Source organism: Streptococcus sp. 27098_8_75 (assembly GCF_041432475.1).
Classification (GTDB): domain Bacteria; phylum Bacillota; class Bacilli; order Lactobacillales; family Streptococcaceae; genus Streptococcus; species Streptococcus gordonii.
This window is the reverse complement of record NZ_JAPVZR010000002.1, coordinates 1-20,444: the sequence shown is the minus strand read 5'-3', so window position 1 is coordinate 20,444 and position 20,444 is coordinate 1. Positions and strand designations below refer to the sequence as shown.

21 protein-coding genes are annotated in these 20,444 nt (G+C 38.6%); 3 read left to right on the top strand and 18 right to left on the bottom strand.

The features are described from left to right. Positions 1-31: 31 nt before the first annotated feature. The 7 genes from O3640_RS03295 to nox form a co-directional block, all read right to left on the bottom strand. On the bottom strand, positions 32-223 hold the full coding sequence (locus tag O3640_RS03295) for a twin-arginine translocase TatA/TatE family subunit (RefSeq protein ID WP_045774046.1): 192 nt from the start codon (positions 221-223) through the stop codon (positions 32-34). Then, positions 223-939 carry a twin-arginine translocase subunit TatC gene (tatC, locus tag O3640_RS03290; protein WP_045774047.1) on the bottom strand — a complete coding sequence of 239 codons (717 nt, stop codon included), beginning with the start codon at positions 937-939 and terminating at the stop codon, positions 223-225. Before tatC ends, O3640_RS03295 begins: the two co-directional genes overlap by 1 nt. Further along, entirely contained in the window at positions 929-2,623 is a 1,695-nt protein-coding gene (locus O3640_RS03285; RefSeq protein WP_045774048.1) for an FTR1 family protein, read from the bottom strand. The genes tatC and O3640_RS03285 overlap by 11 nt, the downstream gene beginning before the upstream one ends. Beyond that, complete coding sequence (gene efeB, locus O3640_RS03280; RefSeq protein ID WP_045774049.1) at positions 2,601-3,809, bottom strand: iron uptake transporter deferrochelatase/peroxidase subunit; 1,209 nt, start codon at positions 3,807-3,809, stop codon at positions 2,601-2,603. Before efeB ends, O3640_RS03285 begins: the two co-directional genes overlap by 23 nt. 4 nt (positions 3,810-3,813) lie before the next feature. Then, complete coding sequence (gene efeO / locus O3640_RS03275) at positions 3,814-4,689, bottom strand: iron uptake system protein EfeO (protein ID WP_012000569.1); 876 nt, start codon at positions 4,687-4,689, stop codon at positions 3,814-3,816. Positions 4,690-4,822: 133 nt separating this feature from the next. Next, positions 4,823-6,373, bottom strand: a complete 1,551-nt coding sequence (locus O3640_RS03270; protein WP_045774050.1) for a ClC family H(+)/Cl(-) exchange transporter — start codon at positions 6,371-6,373, stop codon at positions 4,823-4,825. A gap of 113 nt (positions 6,374-6,486) precedes the next feature. Further along, the gene (nox, locus tag O3640_RS03265; RefSeq protein ID WP_045774051.1) at positions 6,487-7,863 is read right to left on the bottom strand and encodes a H2O-forming NADH oxidase; all 1,377 of its coding nucleotides are present in this window, start codon (positions 7,861-7,863) and stop codon (positions 6,487-6,489) included. Positions 7,864-8,140: 277 nt separating this feature from the next. On the opposite strand from nox, the gene O3640_RS03260 reads away from it, so the two are divergent. Genes O3640_RS03260 through O3640_RS03250 form a run of 3 tightly spaced genes read left to right on the top strand, consistent with a single transcriptional unit; the run spans position 8,141 to position 10,954 of the window. Next, entirely contained in the window at positions 8,141-9,070 is a 930-nt protein-coding gene (locus tag O3640_RS03260) for an FAD:protein FMN transferase (protein ID WP_227955184.1), read from the top strand. A gap of 19 nt (positions 9,071-9,089) precedes the next feature. Further along, positions 9,090-9,695, top strand: coding sequence for an NADPH-dependent FMN reductase (locus O3640_RS03255; protein ID WP_008808641.1), 606 nt, complete (start codon positions 9,090-9,092; stop codon positions 9,693-9,695). A 17-nt stretch (positions 9,696-9,712) separates the two neighbouring features. Beyond that, on the top strand, positions 9,713-10,954 hold the full coding sequence (locus O3640_RS03250) for an NAD(P)H-dependent oxidoreductase (protein WP_045774054.1): 1,242 nt from the start codon (positions 9,713-9,715) through the stop codon (positions 10,952-10,954). Between the two features lie 45 nt (positions 10,955-10,999). Here the strand turns inward: O3640_RS03250 and sdbB are convergent, their stop codons facing one another. The 11 genes from sdbB to O3640_RS03195 form a co-directional block, all read right to left on the bottom strand. Further along, the gene (sdbB, locus tag O3640_RS03245; RefSeq protein WP_227955172.1) at positions 11,000-11,557 is read right to left on the bottom strand and encodes a thiol-disulfide oxidoreductase-associated lipoprotein SdbB; all 558 of its coding nucleotides are present in this window, start codon (positions 11,555-11,557) and stop codon (positions 11,000-11,002) included. 76 nt (positions 11,558-11,633) lie between these two features. After that, positions 11,634-12,344 carry a thiol-disulfide oxidoreductase-associated membrane protein CcdA2 gene (gene ccdA2, locus O3640_RS03240; protein WP_012000576.1) on the bottom strand — a complete coding sequence of 237 codons (711 nt, stop codon included), beginning with the start codon at positions 12,342-12,344 and terminating at the stop codon, positions 11,634-11,636. 279 nt (positions 12,345-12,623) lie between these two features. After that, on the bottom strand, positions 12,624-14,327 hold the full coding sequence (locus O3640_RS03235) for a sensor histidine kinase (RefSeq protein ID WP_070493494.1): 1,704 nt from the start codon (positions 14,325-14,327) through the stop codon (positions 12,624-12,626). Next, a complete protein-coding gene (locus O3640_RS03230) occupies positions 14,324-15,058 on the bottom strand; it encodes a response regulator (protein WP_125397059.1) in 735 nt (244 codons plus the stop codon). Before O3640_RS03230 ends, O3640_RS03235 begins: the two co-directional genes overlap by 4 nt. Positions 15,059-15,117: 59 nt before the next feature. Further along, positions 15,118-16,236 (bottom strand): peptide-methionine (R)-S-oxide reductase MsrB, encoded by a 1,119-nt coding sequence (gene msrB, locus O3640_RS03225; RefSeq protein WP_012000579.1) that lies wholly within the window; start codon positions 16,234-16,236, stop codon positions 15,118-15,120. Positions 16,237-16,253: 17 nt separating this feature from the next. Further along, positions 16,254-16,817 carry a TlpA disulfide reductase family protein gene (locus tag O3640_RS03220; RefSeq protein ID WP_012000580.1) on the bottom strand — a complete coding sequence of 188 codons (564 nt, stop codon included), beginning with the start codon at positions 16,815-16,817 and terminating at the stop codon, positions 16,254-16,256. A gap of 68 nt (positions 16,818-16,885) precedes the next feature. Then, positions 16,886-17,209 carry a hypothetical protein gene (locus O3640_RS03215; RefSeq protein ID WP_045635336.1) on the bottom strand — a complete coding sequence of 108 codons (324 nt, stop codon included), beginning with the start codon at positions 17,207-17,209 and terminating at the stop codon, positions 16,886-16,888. A 27-nt stretch (positions 17,210-17,236) separates the two neighbouring features. Continuing rightward, on the bottom strand, positions 17,237-17,947 hold the full coding sequence (ccdA2, locus tag O3640_RS03210) for a thiol-disulfide oxidoreductase-associated membrane protein CcdA2 (RefSeq protein WP_012000582.1): 711 nt from the start codon (positions 17,945-17,947) through the stop codon (positions 17,237-17,239). Between the two features lie 142 nt (positions 17,948-18,089). After that, the gene (locus O3640_RS03205) at positions 18,090-19,124 is read right to left on the bottom strand and encodes a cell wall metabolism sensor histidine kinase WalK (RefSeq protein WP_223350125.1); all 1,035 of its coding nucleotides are present in this window, start codon (positions 19,122-19,124) and stop codon (positions 18,090-18,092) included. After that, positions 19,121-19,819 (bottom strand): response regulator transcription factor, encoded by a 699-nt coding sequence (locus O3640_RS03200; RefSeq protein ID WP_048780035.1) that lies wholly within the window; start codon positions 19,817-19,819, stop codon positions 19,121-19,123. The genes O3640_RS03205 and O3640_RS03200 overlap by 4 nt, the downstream gene beginning before the upstream one ends. Before the next feature lie 80 nt (positions 19,820-19,899). Further along, the coding region (locus O3640_RS03195) for an SSURE domain-containing protein (protein ID WP_371586667.1) at positions 19,900-20,444 on the bottom strand (545 nt) is incomplete at its 5' end.

Here is a 20,444-nt window from a genome sequence, read left to right as displayed (position 1 = left end):
AAGCAAGGATGATAGTCAAAAAGAAAAAGGGTTAATCCCCTTTTTCTTTCTTTTCTTGCGAATCTGCATCTTTCTCATTATTGTTCATAGCATTTTTAAACTCTGAAAACATTTTTCCAATTGATTGTCCAAGCTCTGGTAAACGCTTGGGACCAAAAATTAGCAAGGCTCCTAGTACAATAATAATAAGACCTGGCGCTCCAATATCTCTTAAAATGCCCATTATTCACTCCTCTTTTCTTTCTTTTTGTATATATAATAGCTGAGCAACAGACTGACTTCATAAAGTAAAATCAAGGGAACTGTCATAGCTAAATCGCTGATAAAGTCGGCAGGTGTCAAAATAACTGCTAGGACTAACAAAATAAAGTAAGCATACCTTCTATATTGTACCAAAAAATGCGGTTTGAGCAAACCAAGTGACGTAAAGAATGATACTAGAACTGGCAATTCAAACAAGAAGCCAAGTGGAATCGTTGTATGAAAGAGAAAGGCCAGATAATTTGGGGCGGTAAGCTGTGTCTCAAACAATCCCTCTCCCAGTGAAAGCAGGACTTGTAAAATAGCTGGACTAACAAAATAAAAACCAAAAGACAAGCCCAAAACAAAACAGATAAAGGTCGCCGGTATGTAGGCAAAAATCGCTTTCGATTCCCTTGAAGTCAGAGCTGGCCTCACAAACTGCCAAATTTGATAAACCATAAAAGGCAAGGTCACACTAAAAGCTAGCAGGCTAGACAAGCTGACGTAAATCCAAAGAATATCATTCGGTCCTAAGACAAGCAACTTCTTTTCAAATCCAGTAGTCAACCAGCTATAAATATCACCTGCGTAGATAAAACCAAGTAAGAATACCAAAAGAAAGCAAGCTAAAGTCCAAATAAAGCGTCTACGAAACTCTGTCAAGTGTTCTACGATAGTTTGTTTTTTATGATCCATGGCTATTCTCACGATTCTTCCATGTAATGATAAGTACAATAACTACAAAAATCAATTGACAAGTTACAACTTCCAGACTTGGATAAATTCCAGCCCAATCAATCGACGTGAAACCATTCATCAGATGACTTGGTAAAATGTTAGTTAGCTGGAGAGCATGGATACTAACCCCCAGCATTTTAAATGCCAGAGCATAAATGAGCCAAGTCAGAATCAAGAAAATTCGATGTGGTTTGAAATAAGCAGAAGCTTTATTCATAACTAAAGCAAGAACAAACAAAACAAGAAATGCCAGTCCTATCCCTAGGAAAAAGCCTGCCTTATCAATCCTAGGATAGATTCCCGCATAAAACAGAATCGTCTCTGCCCCTTCTCGAAATACAGCGAGAAAACTAAGTGCAAACATAGAAATGAAACTTCCAGTAGCTGTGACAGCCTTCATCTGGCTTTCCATAAAGTCATTCCACTTTTTAATTGAGGACTTGCTATGCAGCCAAATACCGACCAAAATCATCATTAAGACTGCAAAAATCCCGACTGCTCCTTCGATAATCTCACGATTAGAACCTGACGATACTGCTGGGAAAAGGAATTGAAGCAAGACAGCAATAGCTAAGCTTGCCAAAATCCCCATAACTGCTCCTGTATAAACCCACTTTAGTCCTTTATTCATCTTAGCTGCTTTTAGTGTCGTGACAAGAGCCATAACGATCAAGAGTGCCTCTACTCCTTCTCTCAAAAGAATGAGCATAGCATCAAAAAAGTTATAGGATGCACTCGTATCAATCTGCGACAAATCATTTATTAAGGCCTGTAGCTGATCTTGATATTCCTTTTCACTTCCCTTAACCATGATGACTGGAGTTTCACTCTCGACTCGAGTATAGAGACTAGGATTGCGCGTGCTAACGTCTCCTTCAATGCTTGGCCAGATAGTGATGAATTTTTTCATATTTGAGCTAGCTTCTTGAGTTTTTCCAGCTTTAAATTCATCCAAGGCTTTTTCAAGTAACTGGATGCCATCTTTTAAAGTGAGATTTCCTTCAGTAGTAGCAAGCTCTTCGCCTTTTACAAAACTATCGATAGCAGTCTTTAAATCATCAAAAGAAGATTGAACACTTGAAAAATCAACTGGCTCAGTCTCGATTGCACTTCGTAAAAAAGAAATAGCAGTCTCAATCCTACCATAGTGGGCAGTACTATTGTCACGAACAACACCTTCATTCACCGTCCAGGTTGAGTTCATTTTTTTATAAGCTGAACGAGTTTGTTCAAGATTCTTTGCTGAAATAGCTGCCTGTAAATCTGCAAATCTTGACTCTAACCGACTAACTAACTTTTCTTTTTCAGCCTTAAGGTCAACTGGGTGTTGCTCCTTATCAAACTTTAAGAGCTCAGACGAAATCGTGGTTAAGTTTTCCTTAGTCACCTCATTTATTGTCAATGCTTTGCTAACTTCTTTACCAGCTGGTGAATCGTGATTCTCTAATTGTTCAAATCCTTCCTTTATCTCAGCAACCAATTGCTTCGCCTTAGCCTGGTTGCCTTGCTCTACAGCTCTTGTAGCATCCGTTACCTTTACAAAAAGCTGACTAAATGCTTCTTCTGCAAAAACAGGTTTGGCGAAAAAAAGGAATGCAACCGCTAAGATAATTAGGAGTTTATTCAAATAATTTTTGACCAAGATACTCTCCTTTTTTTACACCAGCAAAGCAAGCAAAGAGGCCACTACCAATATGTGTTACATATTCATTCATCTTGTCCTGAGCTCCAAGATTAGTCTGTACTTTTACAAAACTATCCGGATTCTTTTGGAAGGCAAGAAAAAGAAGACCTGTATCAAACTGACCTGTTTTCTCGACGATTCCATCGGAATAAGAATAAGATCGACGATAGATTGGTTTGTTTACTTCTTTAGCTAAGCGAACGTGAGAATCGACCGGTAAGAGATCTAAATCAACCTCATCAAATTCATCTTCCTTACCAAACGGAGCCCCACTTTCTTTATAACGACCAAATGTATTTTCCTGCTCCTGTAGGTTTGTCCGATCCCAAGTCTCAAGAAACATTTGAATACGACGAACAGCCATATAAGTGCCACCTTTCATCCAGTCGTCACTATCAGTCCAGATTACTTTATCAAAATCCTTTTCTTTGGTCACATTGGCAGTTCCATCCTTAAAGCCAAAAAGATTTCTAGGTGTTGACATACGGTCGCCAATCGCTGCAAAACCTGATTGACTCCATTTCATGGTAACAGTATTTCTGGCCTTACGAACTAGATTTCTGACTGCATGAAAAGCTACTTGTTCATCATCAGCGCAAGCTTGGATTACAATATCACCACCCGTGTACTTTTCTTGCAATTGCTCTTTTGGAAATGGGGGTAAGTCACGAAATTCTTTAGGACGCTTCTTTTCCAAGCCCATTTTTTTCAAAAAATCAGCTGACACACCAAAAGTAAGAGTCAGACGATAGGGATTTAGACCCACTGTTTCACCAGTGTCGCTAGGTGGCAAAAGGGCATTGGAACCATCTTTTTTGACTAGTTCTCCATCCACCAACTTACTACTATAATCAGTCCAGTCCTTAAACATTTGAATAACTTCTTCTTTGTCGGTACTATGTAAATCAAGCACTACAAAATAGATATTTTTTTGCATTGGAGTCGTAATTCCTGCTTGATGCTCACCGTAAAAGCTGATTTCTTCGCCACCATCGGAAATTTTCTTTTCTTCTTGTGCTTTATTAGCGAAAAAAGCAGAGGCACCAGAAACACCCAGTGCTAGACCAGCGCCTCCAATCCCTGCTTTTTTAAGAAATTCACGACGGTCCATCTTTTTTTCAAACCATTTTTCGTCGTTTGTCATATCATTACTTCCCGTTTAAAATAACTCCCATTTGGGACAGAGGTTCACCAAGTTTTGTAACTGCTTCAGCTAATTCTTTAGTGTCCTCTTTAGTTAAGTCGGTATATAGCTTATAGTGCTGACTATCTGTCATATGTTTATCCAAGAGGCTATTAACATTTTTAAATTCTTTTTCTAAAGAAGCTACAAGCTTTTCGTCTTTATTCTTGATAAGTGGTTTAAAAAGTTGGAAAATTTTCTCAGCACCCTCAATATTTGCACGGAAATCGTACAAGTCTGTATGAGAGTAGATTTCTTCTTCACCAGTAATCTTGCTTGTTGCGACTTCATTTAATAAGTCAACAGCACCAGTCAGCATCATATCAGGAGTAACCTCTACTGTTGCAACTTTCGCCTTCAATTCTTTAATATCATTAACCAATTGATTAGCATAAGTTTCTGTTCCAGAAGTGGTATTTTGTTCCCACAAGATTTTTTCAATACGGTGGAATCCTGACCATCCTTCTTCAGTCTTGTTCTCGTCCATATAATCTGCTAAACGAAAATCAATTTTTACATCAGACTCACCAAAACTTTCAGCAATCGGTTCTGATCGCTCATAGCTCATTCGAATAAGTGGATAGATTTTCTTTGCTTCGTCAAGCTTTCCTTCCTTAAGAAGAGAGGCGAATTTTTCAGTATCAGTCAGCAACTGATCAATTTGTCCTTCCACAAAAGTCTTATATTCCGACGTAGCCTTATCTAAAGCCTTCTTATCATTAGACGATAAGGTCACTTTTGCTTCACTACTACTTGAAGAAGTTTTGCTTGTGTTTGTATTTGCAGAACAAGCTGTCATGAGAACAGCTGCTGAAAATAGGACAAGTCCCATTTTTTTCATGGCCTATCTCCTTTAAATTATAAATAATGTTCAAAAAATTATATCAAATTTTTTCTCATTTTTCAATAAATTGTCAGATAATTTAATCCAAATGAAAATCCCTTGTTAATTTCAAAGAACAAGGGATTCATACTCACAATAATAAGTCTTTTATTTTTCCGATTTCATGTTGTTTAACGACCAAATAAATCGTATCACCCAGGTAGAGTTTAGTACTGCCGTTAACAGTATTCTTCTTACCTTTATGAATATTCATAACAATCAGAATATCTGGCGGAAGATTTAAATCCCTCACCTGCCTGTTCGAAATTTTTTCGGAAACAGGAATTTCTATTAAAGTAGTCTCTCCATCATCTCCTATGTTATCTGGAAGCATTCTTTCTAACATGGCTTCATAGACTGGTGCTCCACCTAGGAGATCCATTATGATATAGGCTGTTAAGGTAACGATTGCTATAGGCATTAGATTTCTGATATCGCCCACCATCTCAGTCACTAAGATCATGGCTGTCAAGGGAGCTTTTGATATTGCACCAAAATAACCACTCATGCCTAAAATGATAAAAATTGGAAATTGATTCCAACTAACAAGCCCAAACTGCACACAGATATTTCCAACAATCGCTCCTAATAGAGATCCCAGTGCTAAAATCGGAAGAAAAATACCGCCTGGCAAACCACTTCCATAAGAGATCATACTCCAAATAAATCGAATAAGAAAGAAAGCAATAAGGCTTGTAAGTAAGTAATTATGTGAATGCAAGGAGAGAATCAATTGATTCCCTCCTCCTAAAATTTGAGGCAAAAAATAACCAAGAGGTATAATCAAGACAAAGGCCACTGCCGGGTAGTAGTTCGGTGATAAATGTAAAATCTTACCGATTTTTTTATACAAGTCTGGCATATACAGGACAACTTTTTCGTAAACATAACCTGAAATTCCCAAGAAAAGGCCCATAAGTAAATAAATCCAATACTGTTCTAATTGCATAGCTGGAATATTATCAGGCATATCTAAAACAGGCGTAAGTCCGAAGATCACCAGAGAAACAAAATTTGCTACCAAACTAGCTACCAGAGTTGAGATCCAAAATAGTTTTGAAAAATGGCGATAAACTTCTTCGACCACAAACAATAAACCCGCTATCGGAGCATTGAAGGCAGCAGCCAGACCAGCTGCAGCTCCACTAGCAATCAAAACCCTTTCTTCAACGGGACTAAGCTTAAGCCATTTTGCTAGCCCTTTACCTCCAACAGCCCCTAGTTGAATACTAGGTCCTTCCCTACCTAACATGAGACCACTTGAAATTGCTAAAAAGCCAGCAAGAAATTTTTTCCATAATACACTCCACCAGTCCAAGGACATGAGCCCCTTCAGCTCAGCCTCAACTTGAGGAATACCCGACCCTTTAATATTCTTTTCAGACTTCATTAGCCAAGCAACCAAAAACATAATAAGTAGGTAAAGGATTAAAATTATTACTAGAAAAATTAAATTTTCATGGCTTTTTTCATACAAGGATTGAATCCAATGAAAACTCTTCTCAATCATGAGGCGAAAAAGACCTACAATACCTCCAACAAACAAGCCCACTAAAATCCCACGAAAAACTTGAGAAATAATAGAACTATTTGCCGACTGGAACTCTCTTTCAGGAAGAGATTGAACTACTTTTTCTTCCATATCTTCTCCTACCCTTTTTAAAACTATTGTACCATATTTTAAAATGGAGCTAAACTATTTTTAAAAGTGGATCTGACAAGCAAAAAGCTCCTCAAAAAGGAGCTTTCTTCGTTTTATTCAGCTGAAAGTGCAGCCATAGTGATGTAATTATATGGCTTGTTGAAGTGTGGCAAGAAGAACAAGTCCATAAGAGCAAGCTTATCTATTGTTACTTGTTCTTGAATTGCTAATGAGAACATGTGGATACCCATTGAAATTGAGATATCGCGAGAAACCATTTGTGCCCCTAAAACAATACGAGTATCCTTGTCATAAACGATTTTCAATGCTACTTCATGGTTATCGTGCTTGATGAATTCTGGTTTTTGCAAGTCGTTGAAACCAGTTTCTACTGCATTATAACCTGCTGCTTTCGCTTTTTCAAGAGTTAAACCAGTTGACACCATATGAAGGCCGTAGATTGAAATACCATTTGAACCTTGAACACCGATTCCTTCCAATTCATGTCCGCAAGCATTGTGTGCACCCACGATACCAGAACGAACAGCATTTGATGCTAAAGCAATGTAGCTTGTTTCTTGACGAGCATTGTCGTAAATCGTTGCACAGTCACCAATAGCAAATACACCTGGGATTGAAGTTTCCTGTTTCTTATCTACAAGGAAAGCTCCGTTTCGGAACAATTCAATCTTTCCTGCTCCCAATTCTGTATTTGGACGGAAACCAACAGCAAGAACAACCATGTCTACATCAAATGTTTCTTTATCAGTTACTAAGCGTTCAACCTTACCATCGCCTTCAACTGCCTGTACAGTTTGACCAAGCGCTAAGCGAATATTATGGTCTTCCAAGTTCTTAGCCATCATTTGAGTAAAGTCTTTATCATAGTATCCATTCAAGACAGTATCTACGATGTCAACCAAAATAACTTCTTTTCCAAGACGCTCAAAAGCTTCAGCAAGTTCAACACCTATGTAACCACCACCAACTACAGCAACACGCTCAATATGTTTACTCTTGTCTTGAAGTTTTTCAATAACTTCCTCTGCATTTTGGTATAGTTTTACAAATTGAAGATTTTCAAGAGTTGCTTTGAATTCACGATTTCCTTCTACAATTTCAGCACCTTTGATTGGAGGAATGATTGGAGTAGAACCTGTTGCAAAAATTAACTTTTCATAAGATTCAATATGTTCTTTACCATCTACTAAAGCTGTAACTTCTTTTTTATCATAATCAATTGAAAGAACCGGAGCATTCATGTGAACTGTTGCGCCTTTTGCTTCTAACTTTTCTTTATCAGAGTAAAATAGGCCCTCAGCTCCATCGATTTGCTTTCCAATCCAAAGAGCCATACCACAACCAAGGAAAGAAATGTTTGAATTTTGGTCAAAAACTACAATTTCATTTTCTGAACCATAATTATCAAGCATAGTATTAATACATGCTGTACCTGCGTGGTTAGCACCTACTACAACAATTTTACTCATAGAATAAATCCACCTTTAAAATTTAATTTACCAGAGTATTATACCATCAATCTGTTAGCGGTTTCAACAAAAATGCTCATTAATTTTCAATTTTCTAAAAATCATATAAAACATCAAGTCATAGACCTTCATTAAAAATCAGATCAACAGTAGGGTTATCTGCAAAGAAAGCTACTTATTTTTTCTGAAAATATATAAAATTCATTTGTGAAAACGTTGTCTTTTTGATATACTAATAAAGTAGATTATGAACTATTTAGGAAAGGTTGTGATAAAAGTGGATCTCACTTCTAGATCCATTCGTTTAATGGGATCAACAATTAGCATTTCTATTTTACATGAGAATGCTGACTTTCTTCTAGATGAGGGTTTTTCCTTATTAAAAATATACGAAAATCGTTTCAGCGCTAATGATGACAGCTCAGAACTAATGCAGGTCAACCACGCTGCTGGAAAAGAGCCGATCTGTGTTCATCCTGATTTGTTCGAGCTAATAGAACTAGGAAAAAAACACAGTCTTATTCCAGGCAGTCATCTAAATATCACTATTGGACCCCTTATCCAAACTTGGCGTATTGGTTTTAAAGATGCCAGAGTTCCGAGTGATTCTGAGATTGAAAAGGTTCTTTCCTTGACCAATCCCGAAAATATTGAATTAGATCCAATATCCCGTTCAGTATTTTTGAAACAGTCTGGGATGAAGATTGACCTTGGTGCCCTCGCTAAAGGATATATCGCTGATAAAATCTCCCATTTCCTAAAAGAAAAAGGTGTCACTTCTGCTCTCATTAATCTTGGAGGGAATATCCTGACTATTGGTCAGAACCAACAAAATAATCGTTTATGGCGCATCGGAATTCAGAATCCAAAACTAGCTCGCGGAAACAACTTAGCCTTGCTGTCCATCCAAGACCAGTCTGTTGTTACTTCCGGGATTTATGAAAGAAAACTGAAAGCAAACGGCAAAGTCTATCATCATATTTTCGATCGAAACACTGGCTATCCAATTGATAATCAGTTAGCCAGTCTCACCATTGTTTCAGATAAATCAGTTGATGGAGAAATATGGACAACACGCTTATTTGGTGACAGCCCTAGTTCTATCTTAGAAAAAGTTGAGCAAGAAAATGGAATCGAAGCCTTCGTTATTACAGAAGATAATCAAATTTTTTATTCATCTGGTCTTACCCCAGAAATTATATCCTAAATCCAGAAAGGAACCTACTATGTTAAAACTTATCGCAATTGTTGGAACAAATTCTAAACGTTCCACAAACCGGCAACTTCTTCAATATATGTCTAAGCACTTTGCTGACAAGGCTGAAATCGAGCTGGTAGAAATTAAAGATATCCCAATGTTTAATAAACCTGCTGATAGAAGCGTGCCTGAGTTAGTATCAGAAATTGCCGAGAAAATCGATGCAGCAGACGGTGTACTCATTGGAACACCTGAGTACGACCACTCTATTCCAGCTGTACTCATGAATGCTCTAGCTTGGCTTTCTTATGGCATCTATCCCTTGCTGAACAAGCCGGTCATGATTACTGGTGCTTCTTATGGTACTCTTGGTTCCTCTCGTGCCCAGTTACAGCTCCGTCAAATTTTGAACGCTCCAGAAATCAAGGCAAATGTACTTCCAGATGAGTTCTTGCTCTCACATTCTCTTCAAGCTTTTGACCCAAGCGGGGATTTGGTGGATCTTGATGTTGTCAAAAAATTGGATGCTATCTTTGATGACTTCCGTATCTTTGTCAAAATCACTGACAAATTGCGCAACGCTCAAGAATTGCTTCGCAAAGATGCTGAAGAATTTGACTGGGAAAAATTGTAAGATAGGAGACTGAAAGAATGAAATTTGTTGGAATTGTAGGATCAAACTACGAACAATCATATAACCGAAAATTATTGGAATTCATCCGTCGCCAGTTCAAAATTAAATTTGAATTGGAAGTCTTAGAAATCGATGAAGTCCCAATGTTTAACCAGGATGAAAAATGGGATGAAAGCTTCCAATTGCGTTATTTGTATAACAAAATCACACGTGCAGACGGCGTCATCATCGCAACTCCTGAGCACAATCATACTATCAGCGCTCCTTTGAAAAGTGTCTTAGAATGGCTCTCTTACGAGGTTCATCCGTTCGAAAACAAGCCTGTTATGATCGTAGGGGCTTCTTACTACGACCAAGGGACTTCACGTGCCCAAGTTCACCTGCGTAAAATCTTAGACGCTCCAGGTGTAAATGCTTATACTTTACCTGGTAATGAATTTCTTCTAGGAAAAGCAAAAGAAGCCTTTGATAACAACGGTAATATCACTAACGAAGGAACTGTGAATTTCCTTGAATCATGCTTAGATAACTTTATCAAATATGTAGAGGTGGTTTCAAAATTGAAAAAACCAAAACCAATTGAACCTGAAGACTTAGATTGTGGAAAACCAATCGCTACAACGATTACAGAAGTTGATCCGGATGATCCAGAATGGGTAGAAAAAGTTGCAGAAATCACTGGCGCTGTTTCTGGAGATACTTATGTCAAACTTGACCATGGTATCTTGACTGTTAACCAGATTGATATGTTCTTGAAAGCTATGCCGTTTGAATTGACATACGCTGACGATAACAACCAATTCCTCTACTACAACAACGCTCACCAAGATCCAGACACCATGTTTGCCAAACGCGTGCCACCTCAATCAGGTAGTCGTATGTCAACCGTTCATGGTTCTCTTCCACCAGCACGTATGAAGAATGTGGAGTGGGTTATCGGAACACTTCGCAACGGAAACCAAGAATACGTCCGAACTATTGTTCCTGGTTCTCCTGCAGGTGTTATCAACACCCACAACTACCAAGCAATGTACTATCCTGATGGATCATACGCTGGTATCAATGAAATTGTCTTTAATTTCCAACCATGGCTCGACTGGTACTTAAAAGAAACTGGTCAACGTTTGGTTGGAGGTAGCGGACCATTTGCTCCTGCTGGTGGTCATGGAGATGCCGATGCTACTTCTGGTGCTTCTGATGCTGGCGGTCACGGAGATGGTGGAGGGGGTGCCGATGCCTCTTCTGGCGCAAGTGCTTAAGTAAAAAAAGAATGGAAATTTTATCCATTCTTTTTTATATTCTAGTTACTTCATTTCTTTAAAGGCAGCTTCAGCATTTTCATTACTAATAGCTCCAAATTGGATTTTACCAATTTTTCCTTGACTATCAATCAAGATTTCTGTTGGAATACTTCTAATCTGATAGGCCTGGAAGGTAGTTGCTTGACTATCATATAAAACTGGAACATCTTTATAGCCCTGCTCTTCAAACCATTTAGGGAAGTCTGTTTCAGACTTTTCACCCTGGATTCCTGGGGCGATGACACTTAAAATTTCGAAATCGCGGTCTTTCTTTCCAGCCAATTCTATTAGTTCTGGCATACTTTTCTTACATGGTCCACACCAAGAAGCCCAGAATTTCAAGTAAACTTTTTTTCCTTTATAATCAGATAACTTAACAGTTTTTCCGTCCATAGACTTCAAAGTAAAGTCAGGAGCTTCCTGACCGACAGCTATCTGACCTACAGCATTCTGTGTAGCTTGATTGCTACTGCTTTTTGTTTCCATTCCCATCTCGTCAGAGCAAGCAGTTAAAAACACTGCAGCTAACAAACCAACACCAAAAGTTAAATATTTTTTCATCACTTTCTCCTTTTATTAGAAAATATCAAATCCCAAAACATCAAAAATTTTTTTCAATTGTTTACGGCACTAACACTTATCCAAATAACCCCGACAAGGCGTTCAACTGCCCAAGCATGAGCAAGATCCCCATCAGAATAATAATAGCACCACCGATTTTTTTCAGAAGCCCCATATAAGGTTTAATTTTATTAAAATACTGCATAACAAAACTTGAAGCCAGAGCTAGAATAAGGAAAGGTAAGGCCATACCCAAGGTATAAATCAAGGTCAGAATAGCTCCCTGAAAAGCACCATTCCCTCCTGAAGCAGCCAGCGCTAAGACTGAACTTAGAATAGGACCAATACACGGAGTCCAACCAAAACTAAAAGTAATTCCCAATACAAATGCTGAAAGAAACTCGTTACGTTTACTATCTTTCTTAAAGGCGACATTTTTTTGCATTTGCAAGGGTTTAATATTGATTAATTCCATTTGGTGGACACCAAGTAGAATAATGATGATCCCCATAACATAGCGGAACCAAGATGAATTAATAATTGCTCCTAAAAAACCCGCCCCAAATCCTAAAATGAAGAAAACACATGATATTCCCGCTATAAAACAAAGAGTCTTAACAAGTCCATACCAGGCGATTTCTCTGCCTAAAAATCGAACCGTTCTGGGCTTATCTTCTGAATCTAATAAGATTCCGATATACACCGGAAGTAAGGGAAAAATACAGGGAGAGAAAAATGACAGCACTCCCGCTAAAAAAACTGAAACTGAGAAAAGTAAGCTTTCCATCATCCATCCTTCTTTTTTATTATGTTACTTAACAGAGATGAGAAATGAATTTTCTCAATAACTCTACTAGTTTTTTATAAACAATTTAGAGCTTTATTACAAAGTTCAACTGTTCTATAAACCATTATAAATGAAAGCGGATTATTTTTCACAAATTTGCTACGGTATTTTTTTATCATTTTCGTTCTAGCAAAATGATGAATTTTATTTAGAAAGTTTTTAAACAGAAAAAGCCGGAAAAATTCTTTCCGACTATATGTCATTTTATTCAATAAACGACTATTTATCATTGGATAGTGGCAGATATATTTTGATCAGAGTAAAGATATCTTGCTCCGACTGAATCTCCATATGGTAGTCTTCTCCAAACTGCAATCTTAAGCGTTGATCAACATTTTTGAGACCAACCCCACCTATGCGAAGAAGAGTCTTTTCCTCTGAATTTTGGGGATCAAAGCCACGGCCGTTATCATAGATAGACAGTATCAGCTGCCCCTCTTCTTCTGCTGACGTCACCCGAATCACGCCTTGTCGGTCAATTTCTTTGATGCCATGGTAGATGGCATTTTCAACCAAAGGCTGAAGTACTAGCTTGGGCAGTTTATAATCAGCTATAGATTCATCCTCTTCAATCTCATATTGGAGCTTGTCACCATAGCGCTGCTTTTGGATAAAGAGATACTGACGAACGTGATCAATCTCATCTTTGAGAGCAATCTGTTCGTGTCCTTGATTGAGTGCCAAGCGGAAATACTGAGCGAGTGATTTTGTTACCTCAACAACACGCTTGCTATCATTAAACTCAGCCATCCAGACAATCGTATCTAAAGTATTATAAAGGAAATGAGGATTAATTTGAGCTGAGAGAGCTCGGAGCTCATAGCGACGAACATTTTGTTCTTCAGTCTTGACAGCTTCCATTAGTTGTTCGATTTGATCCAGCATTTTATTGAACTGCTGAGCCAAGTCAACCAACTCTGGAGAACCCTTAGCCTCCGCTCGCAAATTTGAGTCACCTGCCCCAATCTTCAGAATGACTGTTTGTAGATTCTGGAGAGGCTTAATCCACAAACGCAGAACAAACCAAATACCAATCAAGCACAACAGGAGTGCTAAAACGCCCATTCCCACAAAAGAATAAAGCATTTGTGACTGAAGCATCTGTAATTGCTCTAATGAGGCAACGCCAATTAAAGTCCAATCACTATCTGGAATATCAATCTGGTAAACAAAGGCCTGCTTCTGGTCTGCATAACCATCCTTGACTGAGATATAGGGCTGCATCGCTTTCATTTCCTGACTGGAGGAATAAACACTCTTCTTAGGATGATAGACAAATTCATGCTGGCTATTAACAATAAAGCTAAAGCCCTTCTTTCCTAGCTGAAGCTGATCCAGATAGGCTTTGAGACTCTTATAGCCGATATCCAGACGTAAAACACCGAGATTCTGCCCTGCTTCATCCACTACCTCCTGAGTGACAGAAACAACCCACTTCTCCTTCTCTGATGACAGAGACTCTTTGCGAGCAGGAGTCAAAACAGGCATGGCTCTGGTATGGACAGCTTCCTGATACCATTTTTCATTCATCATATCAGAAGATGTCTGCATGCTGATTTGAGAATCTGTCGAGACCACGCGCCCGTCCTTGGTAACTAATACTGCCGACACTAAATCTGGATCTGTTTCAATGATAGTTTTCATCAAAGTTTGAACAGGAGTTTCACTGCTTTCTTGATTCTGAGCAAACTTACGAATCGCTTCTTCCTTGCTCAGTGTGGAGGTGGTTTGTTTTAATTTCTGCAAATAGGAAGCAATGAACTGCCCGCTTTGCTCCATACTATTGCGCGTCGTTCTCTCTGTCAGCTGCCGAATGGTCCCTGAGCTAGTCTGATAATAAAGGCTCCCAACAAGTCCCAAGAGTACAAGAACCAGAAGAAAGATATAAACGATCAACTGGATAAGAAGCGGATAGCGTTTCATTTCTCCTCTCCTTTTTTAAACTGTCTAGGCGTCAGCCCTACCACTTGCTTGAAGCGCTGAGAAAAATAGTTCATATCTTCAAAACCCACCTGCTCTGCTATTTCATAAATCTTCAAATCAGTAGTCAGGAGTAAGAGTTTTGCTTTTTTCATCCGTTCTTGAATCAAATAATCTTGAAAGGGTAAGCCTAGTTCTTTTTTTATGAGAACACTTAGGTAAGATGGACTAAATCCTAGTTGAAAAGCCAAACTTTTCAGACTTAATTCTGGATCAGCCAGTTGTGCATGAATGGCTTCTTCCATCTCAGAGTGCTGTCCTTGATCGACCAAATTTTGAATCTGGGCTTTTTTTCGTTCCTTATCAAGCTTGGCCTGAACCTTGTCCAACATTTCCTCAACATCTGTCTTGGAAAAAGGCTTAAGAAGATAGTCATCTGCACCTAGTTTAATGGCTGTCCTAGCATAATCAAAGTCATCATAACCTGTCAGGAAAACAATATGACACTTAGGAGCCTTTTCTCTGGCTAGCTTGGCTAGTTCAAGGCCATTCATCAGTGGCATATTGATATCGGTCAGCAGAATGTCAACAGGATTTTTCTGAAATTTTTGCCAAGCTTCTCTTCCATTTTCAGCCTGGGCAATGACTTGCATGCCAAACTGTTCATAGTTTACTAAGGACGCAATTCCCTGTCTTACCAGATACTCATCCTCTACAATCATAATTGAATACACAAGATTCAACTCCTTATTTATACTGGATTTATTATAGCAAATTTCCAATCAAAATGCTCTTAAACATAATCCAAAAGATAACCGTAGCCCTTCTCCTCCATCTCAGCTTTTGGAATGAACTTGATTGACAAACTATTAATACAATAGCGTAAGCCCCCCTTGTCCTTAGGTCCGTCTGTAAAAACATGACCCAGATGTGAATTTCCAACACGACTGCGAACTTCCGTTCGTGTCATATTGAAGCTCTTGTCTTCTTTGTAAGTTGCAACATCAGGACTGATAGGACGGGTGAAACTTGGCCAACCACAACCTGAATCAAATTTATCCTTTGATGAAAAGAGAGGCTCGCCTGTCACCACATCCACATAGATACCAGCATCGAACTTATCCCAATAGCGGTTAGAAAAGGCCCGCTCTGTGTCATTCTTTTGTGTGACTGCGTATTCTTCAGGAGAGAGCTTGGACTTAATCTCTTCATCACTGGGCTTAGTATAACGATTAGCATCAATAACAGGGTAGGCGGCTTGATTAACATCAATATGGCAATATCCATTAGGATTCTTTTTTAGGTAATCCTGATGATAGTTTTCAGCCTTAACATAGTTTTTTAATGGTTCTTTCTCAACAGCTAGAGGTTTATCGTACTTCTTAGCCACTTCATCAAAAACTTGATTGATAGTATTCAAATCTGCTTCATCCTTATAATAAACACCTGTTCGATATTGTGTACCTTGATCATTACCTTGTTTATTTTTAGAAGTTGGGTCAATAATACGGAAATAATGAAGTAAGATTTCTTTGAGAGATATCTTTTTAACGTTATAGGTGATTTTTACCGTCTCTGCATGACCAGTTTGAGAAACCAATTCATATTTGGTCGTGTCACCCTTACCATTTGCATAGCCGGACTCAGCATCAATGACACCTGGTACTCTAGAGAAATATTCTTCTACACCCCAGAAACAGCCACCTGCCAGATAGATTACCCGCTTATCAGCTTCTTTAACATCTTCTTTCTTTTTCTTTACTACTTCAGTCTTACTCATTGAGGCTTTTTTGATTTGCTCCGCATTGGCATGTGAAGAGTCAATTGACATAGATCCTCTAATCAAGAAAAAGAGTCCAAAACAGAGCAGAAAAGCGAGTATAAACATAATCATCTTCCATTTTGATTCCATTTTGTTACACCTCGTCTTTACTTAATTTCTTTCAGTGTTTTCTCAATATCTTCCTTGCTCATGTAGCCAATATGTGTCTTGGCAAGTGAACCGTCACTGCCTACGAAAAGTGCAGATGGATAAGAGCGAATACCGTATTCTTTCAGCAATTCTCCCTTGGTGTCCATGAGAACAGGGAAGTCTTTGTAATCCAAAGACTTGTACCATTTTTTAAAATCTTCGGCTGATTTTTCACCATTAAACGTTGGAGACACAACCGATAGAACAACATAGTCTTTCCCTTCCTGCTCCTTGGCCAGATCATTGGTATCGCCAAGAGTAGATAAGCAGATAGAGCACCAGGAAGCCCAAAATTTCAAATAGACTTTCTTTCCTTTAAAATCAGACAGTTTGTAGGTCTTTCCATCCACTCCTTGCAGACTAAAGTCTTTAGCCATCTTAGAAGATTGGTCAGAATCCTTCTTTGTTGTCATACTGCTTTTATCGTTAGTGGAGGCTTCTGATTCCATCTTCTGATTTGAACAAGCACCCAATAAGCCTGCACAAAGCAAACCCAGAGTTAATACAGTAATTTTTTTCATAGCTTTCCATCCTCTCAAAATAAGGAGAAAGCCGACAGGTATGACGGCTTCTTCTCTTTCTAATGATCTTATTTGTCAGAAGACATTTCTGACGAATCCTTCATATCTGAATCACTTGACTTCATTTCGTCTTTCTTCATATCATCTTTCATGTCAGACTTACTATCAGACATCATAGAAGAGTCCTTCATATCATCCTTTTTCATCTTATCATCTGACATGCTAGAGTCTTTCATTTCGTCTTTTTTCATGTCATCTTTTTTCATCTCATCTTTTTTCATCATACTGCTGTCATCCATCTTCTTCATGTCAGAATCTGATTTTTGATTAGAGCAGGCTGCTAAAGTAAAGATAGTAAGTCCAGCAATTGTAAGTGAAGCAATTTTTTTCATGATATTTCTCCTTTAATTATATAATATTTATCCAAATAATGATGCTAAAGCGTTTAGATTACCAAGCATCAACAAAATTCCCATAAGTATAATGAGAGCACCACCAATTTTCTTGAGCGTTCCCATATGTGGTTTAAGTTTAGAAAAGCGTTGTAATACCCATCCAGAAGCCATAGCCATTGCTAGAAAAGGAAGCGCTAATCCAAGTGTATAAACCAACATAAGCAAACCTCCCTGAAGAGCGCCGTTGCCTCCAGAAGCAGCGATAGCTAAAACAGAACTTAGGACAGGTCCTACACAAGGTGTCCAACCAAAGCTAAAGGTAATCCCCAAGAGAAAAGCATTAAGAAAGTCACTTCTTTTACTATTCTTTTTAAGTTGAATGCTCTTTTGCTTTTGCAGTTGTTGGATATTGATAAGTCCCATCTGGTGGATCCCCAGCAGAATAACAATCCCGCCCAGAACGTAGCGAAACCAAGGGGCATAGAGGACTTGCCCCAAAGCACCAGCCCCATATCCTAAAACCAAAAACACAGTAGACAAACCGCCTATAAAACAAAGCGTTTTAACCATACCATACCAGGAAACTTCCCTCCCAAAAATCCGAATCGTTTTCGGCTGATCCGAATCCAGCAGAATACCTACGTAAACTGGCATGAGTGGTAAGATACAAGGGGAGAAAAAGGAAAGAATTCCCGCCAGAAAAACTGAAATAAAGAACAAAAAACTTGTTGCCATTTCAAAAACCTCTCTATCAATTTCTGACTTTAGTATAAAATAAAAATCTCCCTAAAAATAGGGAGATAGATTTGAAAAAACTTGAATTTGATTTTATCTTTCCCACACCAAGATTTAAAAGCTCATACAATTTACTATGGATTTATTTCAAGTTTAAACGAACGGTAAATGTGCTTCCTAGTCCATATTGACTTTCAACCGTAATTTCTCCACCTAACTGATGAGCCAGTTCCTGAGCAATGGCAAGTCCTAAGCCATGGCCACCCGTCTTCATATTCCGAGAGGTTTCCACACGGTAAAGGCGTTTAAAAATCTTATCCAGATCCTCAGGAGCTATGCCCTGTCCTTCATCCTTCACACTGATTGTCAAATCCTGCTCTGTTAATTGCGCTACAACTTCTACTTTGGTCCCGGGATCCGAGTATTTAAAGGCATTGTTCAGCAAGTTGACTAAGATACGGGAAAGTTTGTCATATTGGCTCTTCATTTTCGCAGATTCAGGAGATACTTGAATGTAAATGTCTCGCTCTTCTTGTTCTATCAATAGTTGAAATTCACTCATGGCCTCGATCAATAACTGGTCTAAAAAGATGATTTCAGCTTCGTTATCTGAATCTGTTCGAGGCTGAGCATTAAGAGTCAGAACATCCAACTCCTCTACTAGTTTATTCAAACGTTCTGTCTGACGACCAATAGTCGTTAAATAATGAACCTGCTCCTCTTCCTTGATCACTCCATCTAGAATTCCCTCTACAGTCGCTTGTATAGAAGTAATGGGTGTTTTAATATCATGAGAAAGCTGGGCAATCATCATACTCTTCTCCTGCTCACTCTCATCAAGGGATGCAAAGGTTTCTTGTAAATTATGAGACATATCGTTAAAAGCTTGACCTAACTCCTGAAATTCAATAGGTCCTTTGGCTTCAATCTCTGTCCCAAAATCCTTACCGGCTATATCCTGGGCTTGTTTTTTTAGATGTCGCAGGGAAGAAAAGACTGGCGATAATAGGAAGAGACTAACTGTTGCTCCAATAAAACTAGCAACCAAAGTCATTCCAACCAAGAAATAAATCTCACTTTGCGCAATCAACATCCGCTGCACTGCCCAAAATACAACTAAGATTGTTAATAGGGTAGAAATCAGATACCCCACTAGGATGTAACTTTTTAACTTCATTTTCCACCTCGTGGTCTTTCCATCTTATACCCTAGCCCCCAGACTGTTTTGATGGCAGGAGTGTTCCCTCTAGCACGCTTGGTCAATTCTTGTCTGAGGGCATGGATATGAACATTGAGTGTGTTGGTATCATCTACATAGTCTTCCTGCCACACCTTCTCATAAAGTTCTGTCTTTGAGAACACTCTCTCAGGATTACTGGCTAATATCCAGAGTAGTTCAAAGGATTTCACTGTTAATTCTAGAAATTGATCTCCAATACGAACCTCATGAGTCACATGATTCATAACTAAATCACCGAGCTCAATTTGTTCTGTCTCGTCCCCACGCTGAAGACGACGCAAGATGTTATTGACTCTTAAAACTAACTCTCGAGGGCTAAAGGGTTTCGCGATAAAATCATCTGCTCCCAAGCTCAATCCATAAATCCTGTCCTGCTCGCTGGTCTTAGCGGTTGTAAAAAGAAAAGGTTGATCAGGAGCTAAATACTGAACCTCACTGATAAAATCATAACCATCCATATTTGGCATCATGATATCTGTGATGATTAGGTCAACGGATTTTTTTTTGAAAAGTTCTAAACCTTCCAATCCATCATGAGCCACTAAAACTTGGTAACCAGCCTGCAAAAGATAACGTTTTTGGATATCTAGGATATCCACCTCATCATCAACAAGTAAAATTGTCTTTTCCATTTGACTATCTCCTGATAAAAACAGTGTTATACTGGCTTTAGTATAACACTATTTTTAGTAATTTTTAAATGATTTGAATCTTAATCTTTTTGTTTTTCTTTCAAACCTAGAAGTCCAAGAAGACCTGCCAAGGCTAGTCCAAAGAAGCCAATGGTAGCTGTGGCTGTTTGAGCTTCACCAGTATTTGGTAGCGTAGATTTATCAAACTTTTTCGCTGTATCAGCCATTGAGCTAGAACTTGGATGATTAACCTTCATATCTGACATATGTTGCTCCTCTATCGCCATATCCTTAACTTTACCAATAGAATCTGTTTCAGAAGGCTTCGTATTCATCTGATCTGGTTGAGATGGCATTGTCGCCATTTCTTTTTCACGAAGCTGAATCGTTACTTGACGAGTTGCGATAAGATTTGTCAAATCTGGTTTGCCATCTTTAGAACCATACACTTTGACAGTAGCTTGGTAAGTGTGAGTGCCATTAGCACGAAGTTGGTCGAGAAGGGCTTGACCTTCTTTGCCTGTCGTATTGCCATTCAAATCCACTTCATAGAAGTATTGACCTTTGGCCAAGCCTTCAAGTGGTAAGAGAGCTGGGTTATTCGCTGTGCCATTGTCGGACCATG